We start from the raw sequence: 13,501 nt of genomic DNA, 5'->3' as shown, positions 1-13,501 counted from the left end.
GCCGGTCTAGCTGTCGGCGGCCAGCGCCTCCAGCGCCGCGATATCCTCCGCCTCGATCACCTTGCGGGCGGTGTCGTAGGAGAAGCCGCCGCGCGCCAGCGTCGACAGGTCGCGGTCGCGATTGTCGGCCCGCGCCGCCGCCGGCCGGTAAGGGCCGAGGCGCCGCCGCCGCGCCAGGGCGATGGCAGCGGTCAGCTCCGGGTCGCCCTCGATGCGCTCGGCCAGGTCGCCCAATGCGGCGTCGATGGTTTCCTCCTCCACACCCTTCTGCATGAGGTTCATGCGGATCTTCCGGGTGGAGCTGCCGCGCCGGTGCAGGCTGGCGGCGCGCGCCTCGGCATAGGCCTGGTCGTCCAGCAGCCCGGCGCGCAGGTAGCGGGCGACCAGATCGTCGACCCAGCCGGCGGCGGCGCCGCGCTCGACCTCCGGATGGTGCGGCAGCGCGCGGTCGATCTTGCGCAGCAGCACCCGGCGCAGATTGTCCGAGGAGGTGGCGAAGCGCTCCAGATAATGCAGCGCCGCGCGCTCCAGCCGCTCCGGGCTGGGCTTGCGCGGTATCTTGCGGGTCGGCTGCTTGCTGTATTCCATGGCCGCCATGCTGCCACCCCATGGCTGCCTCGGCCAGCCCATGACTTGTCGAACCGGGCCGGGAGACCTATGAGTCTGTCGCCAATCGGACTACCGAAACCGTCAAGGTGCGTTATGAGCCAGCTTTCCCCCACCAACCCGCCCGCCCGCAGCCTCGCGCCGCGGCCCATCGGCCGGGTGAACTGGATCGGGCTGTGGACGCTGTATCTGCGCGAGGTGCGGCGCTTCTGCAAGGTGTTCACCCAGACCGTCGCCTCGCCGATGGTGACCTCCCTGCTGTTCCTGCTGGTTTTCACCCTGGCGCTGGGCCGGGGCGACGCCACCATCGTCGGCGTGAGCTATCCGGAATTCCTCGCCCCCGGCCTGATCATGATGGCGATCGCGCAGAATGCCTTCGCCAATACCAGCTCGTCGCTGGTGGTCGCCAAGGTGCAGGGCAACATCATCGATATCCTGATGCCGCCGCTGGGGCCGGGCGAATTGACCGTGGGCATAGCACTCGGCGGCATCACGCGCGGGCTGATGGTCGGCGTCTTCGCCCTGGCGGCGATGTGGCCCTTCGTGCCGATCCAGATCCATCATCCGGAATTCGTGCTGTTCCATGCCGTTGCGGCGTCGCTGCTGCTCTCCCTGCTGGGCATGATCGGCGGCATCTGGGCGGACAAGTTCGACCATATCGCGGCGGTGACCAACTTCATCATCATGCCGCTGACCTTTCTGTCCGGCACCTTCTACTCGACCGAGCGGCTGCCGGGCATCTGGTACGATCTGGCGCACATCAACCCGTTCTTCTTCATGATCGACGGCTTCCGCTACGGCTTCATCGACCATGCCGACGCCCCGCCGCTGGTTGGCGTCGCCGTGCTGACCGGCTGCAATCTGGCGCTGTTCCTGCTCTGCCACCGGATGCTGAAAAGCGGCTATAAGCTGAAGGCGTAAGGGGAGACCGGCCCCCAGCTTTCCCTAATAAAGCAACGCAACTGTAATTGACACGGGCCCGGCAGGCGCGGATACTCGCGCCCTTTCGCGAAATTCGGTCGCGTTGCAACCCTTTTTACCGATGGGAAGGGATACCCAGATGCTTCCTGCCGTCATGCCAACATACAACCGGCTTGACCTTAGCTTTACGCATGGCAAGGGGGCATATCTGTATGCGACGGACGGCCGACGATATCTCGACTTCGCCTCCGGCATCGCCGTCAACTCGCTGGGCCATTGCCATCCGCACCTGGTGAAGGCGCTGAAGGACCAGGCCGAGAAGCTGTGGCACACCTCCAACTTGTACCGCGTGCCGGAGCAGGAGAAGCTCGCCAAGCGGCTGGTCGATTCCACCTTCGCCGACACCGTGTTCTTCGGCAATTCCGGCGCCGAGGCGATGGAATGCGCGATCAAGGTTGCGCGCAAGTACCAGTCGGCCAAGGGCCATCCGGAGAAGGCGCGCATCATCGCCGTCGAGGGCGCGTTCCACGGCCGCACGCTGACCACCCTGGCGGCGGCGGGCAACAAGAAGTACCTGGACGGCTTCGGCCCGGTGGCGGGCGGCTTCGACCATGTGCCGTTCGGCAATATGAACGAGCTGCGCAACGCGATCACGCCGGAGACCGGGGCTATCATCGTCGAGCCGGTGCAGGGCGAAGGCGGCATCCGCCCGGCCTCGCTGGATTACCTGCGCCAGCTGCGCGCCGTGGCCGACGAGTACGACCTGCTGCTGGTGTTCGACGAGGTGCAGTGCGGCGTCGGCCGGACCGGCAAGCTGTTCGCCCATGAATGGGCCGGCGTCACGCCGGACGTGATGGCCGTGGCCAAGGGCATCGGCGGCGGCTTCCCGATGGGCGCCTGCCTCGCCAACGAAAAGGCGGCGGCCGCGATGACCTATGGCACGCATGGCTCCACCTTCGGCGGCAACCCGCTGGCGATGGCGGTCGGCAATGCGGTGATGGACGTGGTGAGCGATCCGGCCTTCCTGGCCCAGGTCGACAAGGTGGCGCGCGACTACTGGGTCAAGCTGGAGAAGCTGGTGGCGCGCAACCCCGCCGTCTTCGAGCAGGTGCGCGGCGCCGGCCTGATGCTGGGCCTGAAATGTGTGCTGCCGAATGGCGACGTGCAGACCGCCTTCCGCAATGAGGGGCTGCTGATTGTCGGCGCGGCCGAGAATGTGGTGCGCATCCTGCCGCCGCTGAACATCAGTGCTACGGAAGTGGACGAATCCATCCAGATGATGGAGACGGCCGCCCAGAAGCTGGTGAGCTGAGGGGAATGCCGATGAATCAGATGGTGAAGCAACCCAAGCATTTCCTCGACCTGGACCAGATCGACACCGACACGCTGCGCCACATCCTGGACAGCGGGCGGTCGATCAAGGACAAGCTGAAGGCAGGCGATGCGGGCGACAAGCCGCTGGCCGGCAAGACGCTGGCGATGATCTTCGAGAAGCCGTCGACCCGCACCCGCGTGTCCTTCGAGGTCGGCATGAAGCAGCTGGGCGGCGAGACCGTGCTGCTGAACACCGCCGACATCCAGTCCTCGCGCGGCGAGACGATGGCCGATACGGCGCGCGTGCTGTCGCGCTATGTCGACGCGATCATGATCCGCACCTTCAGCCCGGCGATCCTGCAGGAGATGGCGGACAACGCCACCGTGCCGGTAATCAACGGGCTGACCGACCGCAGCCATCCCTGCCAGATCATGGCCGATGTGCTGACCTTCGAGGAGCATCGCGGGCCGATCAAGGGCAAGGTGGTGGCCTGGAGCGGCGACGGCAACAATGTCGCCGCCTCCTGGATTCACGCCGCCGCGCGCTTCCAGTTCGAGCTGCGCATCGCCTGCCCGGAGATGCTGACCCCGGATGAGGGGCTGGTGGCCTGGGCCCGTGCGCAGGGTGCGAAGATCGTCATCACCCACGATGCCGAGGCGGCGGTGGACGGGGCCGATTGCGTCGTCACCGATACCTGGGTGTCGATGGGCGACGGCGATACCGGCAGCCGCCACAACATGCTGCAGCCGTTCCAGGTGAATGAGCGGCTGATGGCGAAGGCGAAGCCGGAAGCGATCTTCATGCATTGCCTGCCCGCCCATCGCGGCGAAGAAGTCTCGGCCGGGGTTATCGATGGTCCGCAGTCGGTTGTGTGGGACGAGGCCGAGAATCGGCTGCACAGCCAGAAGGGCGTTCTGGTCTGGTGCCTGAGCTGAAATCGATTCGTCTCGAAGGGGCGGGGTTCGCCGCCGACAATCTGGTCCTGCCGTTTCAGATCGAGGCGCTGGGCCTGCGCGGCCGTGCCGTGCGGCTGGGGGCGGAGGTCGATGCGATCCTCAATCGCCACGATTATCCCGCCCCGGTCGCCCGCATGCTGGGCGAGGCGCTGGCGCTGACCGCCCTGCTGGCGGCGGCGTTGAAGTATGACGGCATCTTCACCCTGCAGATCCAGAGCGACGGGCCGATCAGCCTGCTGGTCGCCGACGTCACCTCGGACGGGCATATGCGCGGCTATGCCCAGTTCGACCAGGGCCGGTTCGAGGCGGCGGTGAAGCAGGGGGCGGTCGAACGCTCGGTCCCGCGCCTGCTGGGGGCGGGTCACTTGGCTTTCACGGTGGACCAGGGCAGCGTGATGGAGCGCTACCAGGGCATCGTGGAGCTGACCGGGGCCACGCTGGCGGATTGCGTGCATACTTATTTCCGCGATTCCGAGCAGATCGAGACCTGCCTTAAGACCGCCTGCGACCGGATCGACCTGCCCAGCGGCGGGCCGGATGCCCCTCAGGGCTGGCGCGCCGGCGGGCTGATGCTGCAACGCATCCCCGACGAGGGCGGCATCGCGCAGACCGACATGCCAACCGAGGAGGAGGCCGAGGATGGCTGGCGGCGCGCCGTCATCCTGACCGGCAGCGCCGCCGATGCCGAAGTGCTGGACCCGACCTTGCCGGCGGAAAATCTGCTCTATCGCCTGTATCACGAGGATGGCGTGCGGGTGTTCGAGCGGCGCGAGCTGATCGACCGCTGCCGCTGCTCGCGTGAGCGGGTCGATTCCGTGCTGCGCGGCCAGCCGCGGGCCGAGCTGGACGATATGAAGGAACCGGACGGCCGGGTGGTCGTTACCTGTCAATTCTGCAATCGCAGCTATGGCTATGACGATTCCGACCTGGATGCGTTGCAGTCGGCGGAGGATTGACGGGCCATCTTGCCAGCCCGCCGGCCGCGTCGCATGGTGATGCATCGTCCGATATTTGAGGGAACCAGAAGAATATGCGCCGGCTTCTCGCCTCCCCCTTCGTCTTTGCCCTGCTGCTGCTGACGGCGGCCTGCTCCACGCCGGACCCCGCGCCGCGCTATGCCGAGATCACCTTCGTCGGCAAGCCGCAATTGCGGCTCGATGTCGGCGCCATCGAGGTGGTGAACGAATATCAGGAGCCGCTGTCGCGCCCCCATGTCGAGCATCTGTCGCCGGCCAATCCGGGCCGCACGGCCGAACGCTGGGCGCGCGACCGGGTCAGCGTCGGCGGCTCGCAGTTCCAGCGCGCCGTGCTGCGCATCCGCGAGGCCAGCATCGTCGAGGACAGGCTGCGCACCAGCACCGGCCTGGGCGGCTTCGTGAAGAACGAGCAGTCGGAGCGCTATACCGCGGTGATGGATGTGGCCTTGCAGATTCTCGACAATCGCGGCCAGCGCATCGGCGAGGCGGTCGCCCGCGTCGAGCGCAGCCGCACCGTGCCGGAGGACATCACGCTGAACGAGCGCGAGCGGGCCTGGTACGAGCTGACCGAATCAATCCTGCGCGACATGGATACGGTGCTGACCAACAACGTGCAGCAATATCTCCGCCGCTTCCTGCTGTAGCCGGCCGCCGCGATGCGCCTGCTGGTCGTCAACCCCAACACCACCGCCTCGATGACGGAGAAGATCGGGGCGGCGGCGCGGGCCGTGGCCGGGGCGAGCACCGAGGTGCTGGCTGTTAGCCCGGCGGACGGGCCGGTCTCCATCGAAGGCTATGTCGACGAGGCGTTCTCCGTGCCTGGCCTGCTGGCGGAAATCCGCAAGCACCCGGCCGACGCCTATATCGTCGCCTGTTTCGACGATACCGGGCTGGATGCGGCGCGCTGCGTCACCGACGCGCCGGTTATCGGCATCGGCGAGGCGGCTTTCCATCTGGCGAGCCTGCTGGCCGGCAAGTTCAGCGTCGTCACCACCCTGTCGCGCTCGATACCGGCCATCGAGCATAATCTGCTGAAATACGGGCTGGACCGGCGCTGCGCCAGGGTGCGCGCCGCCGAGGTGCCGGTGCTCGACCTGGAAGACCCGGAGTCGGATGCCGCCGGCCGCATCGCCGCCGAGATCGAGCGCGCCAAGGCGGAGGATCGCTGCGAGGCCATCGTGCTGGGCTGCGCCGGCATGGCCGACCTGGCCGCCGCCCTGTCGGCCCGGCACGGCCTGCCGGTGGTCGATGGCGTGGCGGCGGCGGTGAAGCTGGCCGAAAGCCTGGTGGCGCTGGGCTTGAAGACCTCCAAGCTGGGCGGCTATGCCGCGCCGCGCGCCAAGCGCTATGACGGCCGCTTCCGGGACGATGCGCCGTGACGCTGATCGCCGCGCCGCTGACCGAGGCCGCTTTCGCGCCCTTCGGCCGGGTCGTCGAAGCCCCCGCCAAGGCCGGCCGCGCCTATTTCGGCCCGCTGATCGAAAATTCCCGGCCCTCCGCATCGCTGGATTTCTCGCTGACCCACACCGCCGCCTCCGCCCTGCCGTTCGAGGCCCGGGTGATGGAGCGCCACCCGCTGACCGCCCAGGCCTTCCTGGCGCTGGACGTCTCGCGCTTCCTGGTCATTGTCGCCCCCGGTAGCGCCTCTGCTGGGGGCGAGGAGGGCCCGGACATGACGCGGGCTCGCGCCTTCATCGGCCGCCAGGGCCAGGCGCTGGTCTATGCGCCGGCCGTCTGGCACCACGGCATGATCGCCCTGGACCACCCCGGCCGCTTCTCCATCCTCATGTGGTGCGCCCCCGACGGCCGCGACGATGAATTCGTCACGCTGGAAACGCCGGTGACGGTGGGGGCGTGACCCGCCCTATCCTTCGAGACGCCGGCTTCCGCCGGCTCCTCAGTACGAGGTCATTCAGGACGTTCCGCCGATGCCGCTTTCTCCCTCATGCTGAGGAGGCCGCGTGAGCGGCCGTCTCGAAGCATAGGGCGGCGTACTCCTCGGCGGCGTACTCCCGGCCTCAGCCCTCATACGGGTGCGTCGCCATCCAGTGGCGGGCGATGTCGATGCGGCGGGGCAGCCAGACGGCGTCGTGCGACTGCACGTAATCCAGGAAGCGCGCCAGGGCGGCGGCGCGGCCGGGGCGGCCGACCAGGCGCAGATGCAGGCCGACGCTCATCATCTTCGGCGATCCGGCCTCGCCCTCGCGGTACAGCATGTCGAAGGCGTCCTTCAGATAGGTGAAGAACTGATCGCCGGTGGCGAAGCCGTGGATCTGGCCGAACTTCATGTCGTTATTGTCGAGCGTGTAGGGGATGACCAGCTGCGGCTTGCCGCCCTCCACGGCCCAGTGCGGCAGGTCGTCGTCATAGGCGTCGGAGCTGTAGAGGAAGCCGCCTTCCTCCGCCACCAGCCGGCGGGTGTTGGAGGAGAGCCGCCCGGTATACCAGCCCAGGGGCCGCGCGCCGGTCGCCTCGCGGATGGCGGCGATGGCCAGGCGCATATGCTGGCGTTCCAGCTCTTCCGGCAGGCCGCTGTAATCGATCCAGCGCCAGCCATGGCTGGCGACCTCGTGCCCGGCTTCGTGCATCGCGCGGGCAGCCTCGGGGTAGCGCGCCACGGCCATGCCGACGGCCCAGGAGGTAAACGGGATGCCGCGCTCGGCGAACAGCCGCATCACCCGCCAGAAGCCGGCGCGCATGCCGTAATCATAGATCGATTCCACCTGCTCGTCGCGCAGCCCCGCGCGTGGCGTGCCGCCCGGCACCTCATGCAGGAACACTTCCGAGGTCGCATCGCCATGCAGGATGCTGCGCTCGCCGCCTTCCTCGAAATTCACCACGAAGCTGACGGCGATCTTCGCCCCGCCGGGCCAGCGCGGGTCGGGCGGCGTCGGGCCATGCCCGCGCAGGTCGCGGGGGTAGGGCGCGCTGCCCAGCGCGTCGGCGATCAGCTTCCGGTCCTCGGTCATCGGCGCACCCTTCGTTTGATTCGCGCACAGTTTGGCCGCGCACAGCTTGGCCGGGTGGCGGGGCGCTGTCCAGCCGCGCCGGAACTTTTGCCGCCAGCCGGCGGTTGAACAGAGGCACGCGTTACAGGAGAAGACCGATGCCAGCAAAATCCAAGGCACAGCAGAAGGCCGCCGGCGCGGCCCTGGCGGCCAAGCGCGGCGACGTCAAGAAGAGCGAGCTGAAGGGCGCCTCCAAATCGATGGTCGATTCGATGACCGAGACGGAGCTGGAGGAGATGGCCAGCACCAAGCGCAAGGGCAAGCCCGACTACGTGTCCAACTCGTGAGGGTCTCCGCCGCCGCTCCGGCCGACACCGCCGCTTGATCGGGGCGAGGCATCATGCAGGACAGCGCCTTTTTCGAGCTGAGCGCATATCACCTGGCCTATGCGGCCATCGGTGGCGGCATCATTCTGGCCTATTGGCTGCCCCGCTTCTTTTCCGGCCGCGAACCGGCGGCATCAGCATTGCTGATCCTGGCGGGGCTGGTGTCGCTGCCGCTGATTCCCGGTTTCGCCGAAGGGCTGAACCCGAAGGAAGATCCGGCCCTGTGGGAGACGATCAGCGAGCTGGCGGTGATCGTCTCGCTGTTCGGCACCGGCCTCAGGATCGACAATCTATCGGATTATGCGCGCTGGCGGCCGACGATACGGTTGCTCGCCGTGGTGATGCCGCTGACCATTCTGGCGGTGGCCTTGCTGGGCTGGCAGATAGCGGGCATGACCTTCGCCGGCGCGGTGCTGCTGGGCGCGGTATTGTCGCCGACCGATCCGGTACTGGCCGGCGATGTGCAGGTCGGCCCGCCGACCGAGGGGGGCGAGCATCCGGTGCGCTTCGCGCTGACCACCGAGGCCGGGCTGAATGACGGTCTGGCCTTCCCCTTCGTCTATCTCGGCCTGATTCTGGCGGCGGAAGGGTTTGCCCCGGCGGGCGACCTGCTCGACTGGTTCCTGCGCGACGTGATGTATCGTATCGCCGTGGGCGCGTTGGCCGGCGCGGCGCTGGGCTGGTTGCTGGGGCGGGTGCTGTTCGTCCTGCCGCGCGGCAATATCCTGGCCGATACCGGCGCAGGCGTGGTCGCGCTGGCCGGCGTGCTGTTCTGCTACGGTGCTACGGAGTTGATCGAGGGCTATGGCTTTATCGGCGTTTTCGTCGCCGGGCTGGTGCTGCGCCGCACCGAGGCCGAGCACCAGTTCCATGGCCAGTTGCACAATTTCAACGAAGCCATCGAGCATGCCTTGACCGCGCTGCTGCTGGTCATGATCGGGGCGGCCTTCCCGGTCCTGTGGGGCTATCTCGATTGGCCGGCCATCCTGATCGGTATGGTGCTGGTCTTCGGGATTCGCCCGGCGACCGGCTACGTTGCGCTGCTCGGCTGCGGGCTGTGCCAGCGCGAGCGACTGGCGGTGGCGTTCTATGGCGTGCGCGGCATCGGCTCGGTCTATTACCTCGCCTATGCCGCAGGGCATATCGAGTTTCGCGACGAAGGGGCGCTGTGGGCGACGGTCGCCTTCACCATCCTGCTCTCGACGCTGGTGCATGGCTTGAGCGCCGGGGTGATCGTCGACTGGGTGACCCGCGCGCGCCGCGCCCCGCCGGCAGGGTAGCTCAGCGCCCGAACCAGCGCCGCAACAGGCCCTTCAGGCGCGCGCCAAGCCCCGGCGCGACGGGAATGGGCAGCGGGATTTCGCCCTGCTGCGCCATGCGCTCCTTGTCCTGCGCGCCGGACTCCGGTCCTTGGGTATCGGTTGGGCGGGTATCGGTCGGGCGGGGAGAGGCCATGAGTTCATTCCATGATGGAGTTATTAGGGAGCGCCCTACACGCCAGCGCCCCGTCACGGGGGCGCTGGCGGTAGCCCTGGCGGCGGCGTTCCATCGGCAGCGACCAGTTCAGCTCGGCCGCCAGCCTTTCCCGGGCGCGGCTGATGCGGCTCTTGATGGTGCCGATCTCGCAGCCGCAGATATTGGCCGCCTGCTGGTAGCTCACGCCCAGCGCGCCGACCAGCAGCAACGCTTCGCGCTGATTGTCGGGCAAGGCCTCGACGGCAAGGCGCAACTCGGCGTGCAGCACCTGCCATTCCTGCTTCGGCAGGCTCGTCGGCAGCAGGGAGGCGCAATCGGCCGCCCCCGGACTCTCGCGCTTCGCGCGGGTTGCATGCGTGTAGAAGCTGTTGCGCATGATGGTGAACAGCCAGGATTTCAGATTGGTGCCGGGCGTGAAGCGATGGCCGTTGGCCAGCGCCTTGACCAGGGTTTCCTGCACCAGATCGTCGCTGTCGGCCGCATTGCGGGTCAGCATGCGCGCGAAAGCGCGCAAGGCCGGCACCAGGGGTTGAATATCCCGCCGGACCACCGTGTCGCCCAGGCTGTCTGTGCGGGCATGCGGCGGGTCGGCGGATTGGTCGTCTGGCATGAAGGAATCTCCTGACGCGGGTTTATAGTAAATGCTGGGTATAATATTTCCATGTATGGCTCTGTATTATGTAAATGAGGGTTAATGAGAGTGATTTAAAGGGGTATAAATATTCACGTTATTTTGAATTTTATTATAAAATATACCTGATTAATTGGTTTATTCAAATAAGGCAGGCGGGCTTGCGCCCCGCTGTGGAACCAACCGTCCGCCGGCGGCTTAGGAAGGCAGTTTTACGCTTTCACAGGAGGCCGGATGGCCAGCCCGTCACCCAGCGGCATCGAAGATGAAACCGGGCAGGATGTCCGGCGTGAAATTCTGGCCGGATTGGCGCAGCCGCAGAAAGCGATTCCCGGCAAATATCTATGGGACGAGCGCGGCTCGCAGCTCTTCGAGCGGATTTGCGGCAGCGACGCCTACTATCTGAACCGCACCGAGCGCGCATTGCTGGAGCGGCACGCCGACACCGTCGCCGGCATCGTCGGCGAGCGCGCCAGCCTGATCGAGTTCGGCAGCGGCTCCAGCGCCAAGACCGGCCGGGTGCTGCGCGCCCTGCGGCCGCTGCGCTATGTGCCGCTGGATATCTCCGCCGCCTTTCTGGCCCAGTCGGCGGCCCGGCTGGCGGCGGAATTTCCGGCGGTCGCGGTCACCCCCGTCATCGCCGATTATACCCGGCCGATCCGCCTGGCCCCGGCCTTGCTGCGCCCGCCGGTGCTGGGGCTGTTCCTGGGCTCCACCATCGGCAATTTCGCGCCGCCGGGGGTGATTGGCTTCCTGCAGCGGGCGGGCGAGACACTGGGGCGGTCGCGCCTTCTGCTCGGCGTCGACGCGACGATGGCGGAGGCGGCGCTGACCGTCGCCTATCGCGACGGGGACGGGCTGATGGCGGCGCTGCACACCAACATCCTGCTCCGGCTCAATCGCGAGCTGGACGGCGATATCGACCTGGCGAATTTTCGCCACGACATCCGCATCCGGCGGAATCCGGCGCGGGTGGAGGCGCATATCGTGGCGCAGAGCCCGGCCCGCTACCGGCTGGCGGGGCAAACGATCAGCTTCGCCGCCGGAGAGAGCATCCACACCGACACTTCCTACAAGATGCCGCCGGCCGATTTCGCCGCGCTTGCGGCCGCCGCCGGCTGGGCGGTGGAGACGCGCTGGCAGGATGCCACGGTGCCCGACTACAGCCTGTTCCTGCTGCGCCACCCTTGAGGCTGCGCGGGAGAGGGGAACAAAGCGCCGGACCTCTGGTTGTCCGGAACAAGCGGCCCCAGCGTCGCCTCGGGCGATGCAACGGGGTCTTGCATCCAAGGTAGCCCAAGGAGGTAGCGATGACACAGCATGATGAAGGCGATCGCCCCGGGCGGCAAAAGCGCGAGAAGCAGGTGCGCGAAGGCGACCCCCGCCAGTTGAAGCGCGAGGATGAGCATCGCTGGTCGAATGCCGGCGACGAGGCCCGGGGCGACTGGGAACAGTTCGCCCAAGGCGAGCGCGGCCGCGCCGGCAAGAATTTCGGCGCTGACGAGCCGGAGCCGCAGGATGCGCCCTGGGTCGATGAGGACGGCCCTGCCGGCTACGCCGGCGGCGAGCGCTATGAGAGCAGCGACCACCGTGCCCCCCACCACCGTGCCCCCCACCAGCGCGCGCGCCAGGACGACTCCCACGGTGGCCCCGATGACCGGGGCGGCCCTCGCGACCGGCCGCATTATGACTGGTATCCGCTGGAGGAGCCGCGCTGGGGCGGCGGGCGCGGCTATGGCGCCGGCTTCGGCTATGGCGCGGGCTACCGTCCCGGCGCCGGTTTCCCCGATGCACGGGAAGGGGCGCAGCGCCAGGCGGAACAGCCGGGGCCGCATCGCGGGCGCGGTCCCAGCGGCTATAAGCGCTCCGACGCGCGCATCAGCGAGGATGTGCATGACCGGCTGACCGAGGATCCGTTCGTCGACGCCTCGCAGGTCGAGATCAATGTGGCGGGTGGCGAGGTGACGCTGGACGGCCAGGTCGGTACACGGGCCGCCAAGCGCCGGGCCGAGGATATCGTCGAGGCGGTGAGCGGCGTCACGCACTGCCAGAACAATCTGCGCGTCGGCGTTTCGCGCTGATATTGGCCGCCCGGTTTCGCCGTCTGGGTTGCCCGCGCCGCAATGGTGGCCGGGCGGGCCCTGTGGCATGATTCGCCGATAAACCGGCGGAGGAACGAATGTCGCAGCGGCAGAAAATCGAGGGTGCTTGCGCCTGGACGGGCGCGGAAATGCGGGAGTCGAAGCGCTGGATCGTCGAGCTGTCGGCCGACGATCTGGCGGCGCTGGACGCCGCCGTCGCCCATGTCGACCGGCTGGACAGGCCGTGGCACGACATCCGGCGCGAGGATTTCCCGCTCGACGGGCTGGCCGACCGACTGGCCGCCGCCCGCGAGGAGCTGGAGGAAGGCAGCGGCATGGTGAAGCTGCGCACCATCCCGGTCGGGCGTTACAGCGAGGCGCAGTTGAAGCGGCTCTATTACGGGCTCGGCACGCATCTGGGCCACCTGCTGTTCCAGAATGCGCGCGGCGAGCTGATGCGCGAAATCCGCGACGAAGGGGCCGGCATCGGCGAGCGCTACGGCGCGGTGAAGACCGAGGGCGGCGGCACCTTCCTGTCCTCCTACGCCCGCACCCTGTCGAACGGCGCGCTGCGCTTCCATACCGACCGCTGCGACGTGGTCGGGCTGCTGTGCGTGCGCCAGGCTGGCAGCGGCGGGGTCAGCAAGCTGGCCTCCTCGGCGGCGATCCATAATGCGATCCTGGAGCGTCGGCCGGATCTGCTGGAGGTGCTGTTCCAGCCTTATTTCCGCAGCCGCTTCGGCGAGGAGAAGGGGGCCGAGCAGGTCGCCTATCCGCTGCCGATCTTCGGCCTGCGCGACGGTAAATTCACCAGCCATTATTCGCTGACCTACATCGAGGCGGCGGAGTTGATCGCCGGCGTGCCGAAGCTGAGCGAGGCCCAGCGCGAGGCTTTGGCGATGTTGCAGCAGGTGGCGGAGGAGCTGTCCTTCGAGATGGTGCTGGAGCCGGGGGATATTCAGCTGCTGAACAACCATGTCGTCTATCACGGCCGCACCCCGTTCACCGACGACGCCGCCAGCGGGCGCAGCCGGCTGCTCTACCGGCTCTGGCTCTCCATGCCGAACAGCCGCCCGCTGCCGGAGGACCACGCCATCCTCTGGCGCGACACCGCCCCCGGTGCGCCGCGCGGCGGCATCGGGCAGGAATGGCTGGTGGCGTAGCGCGGTTCATTCGGCTGCCATGTCCTTCGAGACGCCGCTTC

Annotated in this window: 16 protein-coding genes; 12 read left to right on the top strand and 4 right to left on the bottom strand. The window is 67.7% G+C overall.

Annotation, left to right across the window (positions count from 1 at the left end; genetic code table 11):
- Positions 1 to 6 precede the first annotated feature (6 nt).
- Positions 7 to 597 carry a regulatory protein RecX gene (locus AUP43_RS01755; protein WP_232314851.1) on the bottom strand — a complete coding sequence of 197 codons (591 nt, stop codon included), beginning with the start codon at positions 595 to 597 and terminating at the stop codon, positions 7 to 9.
- A 105-nt stretch (positions 598 to 702) separates the two neighbouring features.
- Here AUP43_RS01755 and AUP43_RS01750 point away from each other — a divergent pair, with 105 nt between their 5' ends.
- The 7 genes from AUP43_RS01750 (at position 703) to AUP43_RS01720 (ending at position 6,633) form a co-directional block, all read left to right on the top strand.
- Positions 703 to 1,527, top strand: a complete 825-nt coding sequence (locus AUP43_RS01750; protein ID WP_067551782.1) for an ABC transporter permease — start codon at positions 703 to 705, stop codon at positions 1,525 to 1,527.
- A gap of 139 nt (positions 1,528 to 1,666) precedes the next feature.
- Entirely contained in the window at positions 1,667 to 2,839 is a 1,173-nt protein-coding gene (locus AUP43_RS01745) for an aspartate aminotransferase family protein (RefSeq protein WP_067551779.1), read from the top strand.
- 11 nt (positions 2,840 to 2,850) lie between these two features.
- Entirely contained in the window at positions 2,851 to 3,777 is a 927-nt protein-coding gene (gene argF / locus AUP43_RS01740) for an ornithine carbamoyltransferase (RefSeq protein ID WP_407668453.1), read from the top strand.
- Entirely contained in the window at positions 3,765 to 4,754 is a 990-nt protein-coding gene (locus AUP43_RS01735; protein WP_232314850.1) for an Hsp33 family molecular chaperone, read from the top strand. The genes argF and AUP43_RS01735 overlap by 13 nt, the downstream gene beginning before the upstream one ends.
- 74 nt (positions 4,755 to 4,828) lie before the next feature.
- Complete coding sequence (locus AUP43_RS01730) at positions 4,829 to 5,419, top strand: hypothetical protein (protein ID WP_067551776.1); 591 nt, start codon at positions 4,829 to 4,831, stop codon at positions 5,417 to 5,419.
- Positions 5,420 to 5,431: 12 nt separating this feature from the next.
- Positions 5,432 to 6,154 carry an aspartate/glutamate racemase family protein gene (locus AUP43_RS01725; RefSeq protein ID WP_067551773.1) on the top strand — a complete coding sequence of 241 codons (723 nt, stop codon included), beginning with the start codon at positions 5,432 to 5,434 and terminating at the stop codon, positions 6,152 to 6,154.
- On the top strand, positions 6,151 to 6,633 hold the full coding sequence (locus AUP43_RS01720) for an ureidoglycolate lyase (RefSeq protein WP_067551771.1): 483 nt from the start codon (positions 6,151 to 6,153) through the stop codon (positions 6,631 to 6,633). Before AUP43_RS01725 ends, AUP43_RS01720 begins: the two co-directional genes overlap by 4 nt.
- A gap of 160 nt (positions 6,634 to 6,793) precedes the next feature.
- Here AUP43_RS01720 and puuE read toward each other — a convergent pair whose 3' ends face one another.
- Positions 6,794 to 7,744 (bottom strand): allantoinase PuuE, encoded by a 951-nt coding sequence (gene puuE / locus AUP43_RS01715; protein WP_067551768.1) that lies wholly within the window; start codon positions 7,742 to 7,744, stop codon positions 6,794 to 6,796.
- 137 nt (positions 7,745 to 7,881) lie between these two features.
- Here puuE and AUP43_RS01710 point away from each other — a divergent pair, with 137 nt between their 5' ends.
- Both AUP43_RS01710 and AUP43_RS01705 read left to right on the top strand, forming a co-directional pair.
- Positions 7,882 to 8,070 (top strand): DUF3008 family protein, encoded by a 189-nt coding sequence (locus tag AUP43_RS01710; RefSeq protein WP_067551765.1) that lies wholly within the window; start codon positions 7,882 to 7,884, stop codon positions 8,068 to 8,070.
- A 53-nt stretch (positions 8,071 to 8,123) separates the two neighbouring features.
- Positions 8,124 to 9,389 (top strand): cation:proton antiporter, encoded by a 1,266-nt coding sequence (locus AUP43_RS01705; protein ID WP_067551762.1) that lies wholly within the window; start codon positions 8,124 to 8,126, stop codon positions 9,387 to 9,389.
- Between the two features lies 1 nt (position 9,390).
- On the opposite strand, the gene AUP43_RS18860 is transcribed toward AUP43_RS01705, so the two are convergent.
- Both AUP43_RS18860 and AUP43_RS01700 read right to left on the bottom strand, forming a co-directional pair.
- Positions 9,391 to 9,564, bottom strand: a complete 174-nt coding sequence (locus tag AUP43_RS18860; protein ID WP_157089187.1) for a hypothetical protein — start codon at positions 9,562 to 9,564, stop codon at positions 9,391 to 9,393.
- Between the two features lie 4 nt (positions 9,565 to 9,568).
- Positions 9,569 to 10,195 (bottom strand): sigma-70 family RNA polymerase sigma factor, encoded by a 627-nt coding sequence (locus AUP43_RS01700; protein WP_084462431.1) that lies wholly within the window; start codon positions 10,193 to 10,195, stop codon positions 9,569 to 9,571.
- Positions 10,196 to 10,450: 255 nt separating this feature from the next.
- Here AUP43_RS01700 and egtD point away from each other — a divergent pair, with 255 nt between their 5' ends.
- The 3 genes from egtD (at position 10,451) to AUP43_RS01685 (ending at position 13,460) form a co-directional block, all read left to right on the top strand.
- Positions 10,451 to 11,407: an L-histidine N(alpha)-methyltransferase gene (gene egtD / locus AUP43_RS01695; protein ID WP_067551759.1), complete on the top strand. Its 957-nt coding sequence runs from the start codon at positions 10,451 to 10,453 to the stop codon at positions 11,405 to 11,407.
- Positions 11,408 to 11,526: 119 nt separating this feature from the next.
- Entirely contained in the window at positions 11,527 to 12,297 is a 771-nt protein-coding gene (locus AUP43_RS18855; RefSeq protein ID WP_067551756.1) for a BON domain-containing protein, read from the top strand.
- Positions 12,298 to 12,395: 98 nt separating this feature from the next.
- A complete protein-coding gene (locus AUP43_RS01685; protein WP_232314849.1) occupies positions 12,396 to 13,460 on the top strand; it encodes a TauD/TfdA family dioxygenase in 1,065 nt (354 codons plus the stop codon).
- Positions 13,461 to 13,501: the final 41 nt, after the last annotated feature.

Source organism: Oceanibaculum pacificum, from assembly GCF_001618175.1.
Taxonomy (GTDB): domain Bacteria; phylum Pseudomonadota; class Alphaproteobacteria; order Oceanibaculales; family Oceanibaculaceae; genus Oceanibaculum; species Oceanibaculum pacificum.
This window is presented reverse-complemented; position numbering and strand designations above follow the sequence as displayed.

Coding starts and splice junctions, on each gene's coding strand:
- AUP43_RS01755 (WP_232314851.1), bottom strand. CDS start 597: ATGGCGGCCATGGAATACAGCAAGCAGCCGACCCGCAAGATACCGCGC.
- AUP43_RS01750 (WP_067551782.1), top strand. CDS start 703: ATGAGCCAGCTTTCCCCCACCAACCCGCCCGCCCGCAGCCTCGCGCCG.
- AUP43_RS01745 (WP_067551779.1), top strand. CDS start 1,667: ATGCTTCCTGCCGTCATGCCAACATACAACCGGCTTGACCTTAGCTTT.
- argF (WP_407668453.1), top strand. CDS start 2,851: ATGAATCAGATGGTGAAGCAACCCAAGCATTTCCTCGACCTGGACCAG.
- AUP43_RS01730 (WP_067551776.1), top strand. CDS start 4,829: ATGCGCCGGCTTCTCGCCTCCCCCTTCGTCTTTGCCCTGCTGCTGCTG.
- AUP43_RS01725 (WP_067551773.1), top strand. CDS start 5,432: ATGCGCCTGCTGGTCGTCAACCCCAACACCACCGCCTCGATGACGGAG.
- puuE (WP_067551768.1), bottom strand. CDS start 7,744: ATGACCGAGGACCGGAAGCTGATCGCCGACGCGCTGGGCAGCGCGCCC.
- AUP43_RS01710 (WP_067551765.1), top strand. CDS start 7,882: ATGCCAGCAAAATCCAAGGCACAGCAGAAGGCCGCCGGCGCGGCCCTG.
- AUP43_RS01705 (WP_067551762.1), top strand. CDS start 8,124: ATGCAGGACAGCGCCTTTTTCGAGCTGAGCGCATATCACCTGGCCTAT.
- AUP43_RS18860 (WP_157089187.1), bottom strand. CDS start 9,564: ATGGCCTCTCCCCGCCCGACCGATACCCGCCCAACCGATACCCAAGGA.
- AUP43_RS01700 (WP_084462431.1), bottom strand. CDS start 10,195: ATGCCAGACGACCAATCCGCCGACCCGCCGCATGCCCGCACAGACAGC.
- egtD (WP_067551759.1), top strand. CDS start 10,451: ATGGCCAGCCCGTCACCCAGCGGCATCGAAGATGAAACCGGGCAGGAT.
- AUP43_RS18855 (WP_067551756.1), top strand. CDS start 11,527: ATGACACAGCATGATGAAGGCGATCGCCCCGGGCGGCAAAAGCGCGAG.
- AUP43_RS01685 (WP_232314849.1), top strand. CDS start 12,396: ATGTCGCAGCGGCAGAAAATCGAGGGTGCTTGCGCCTGGACGGGCGCG.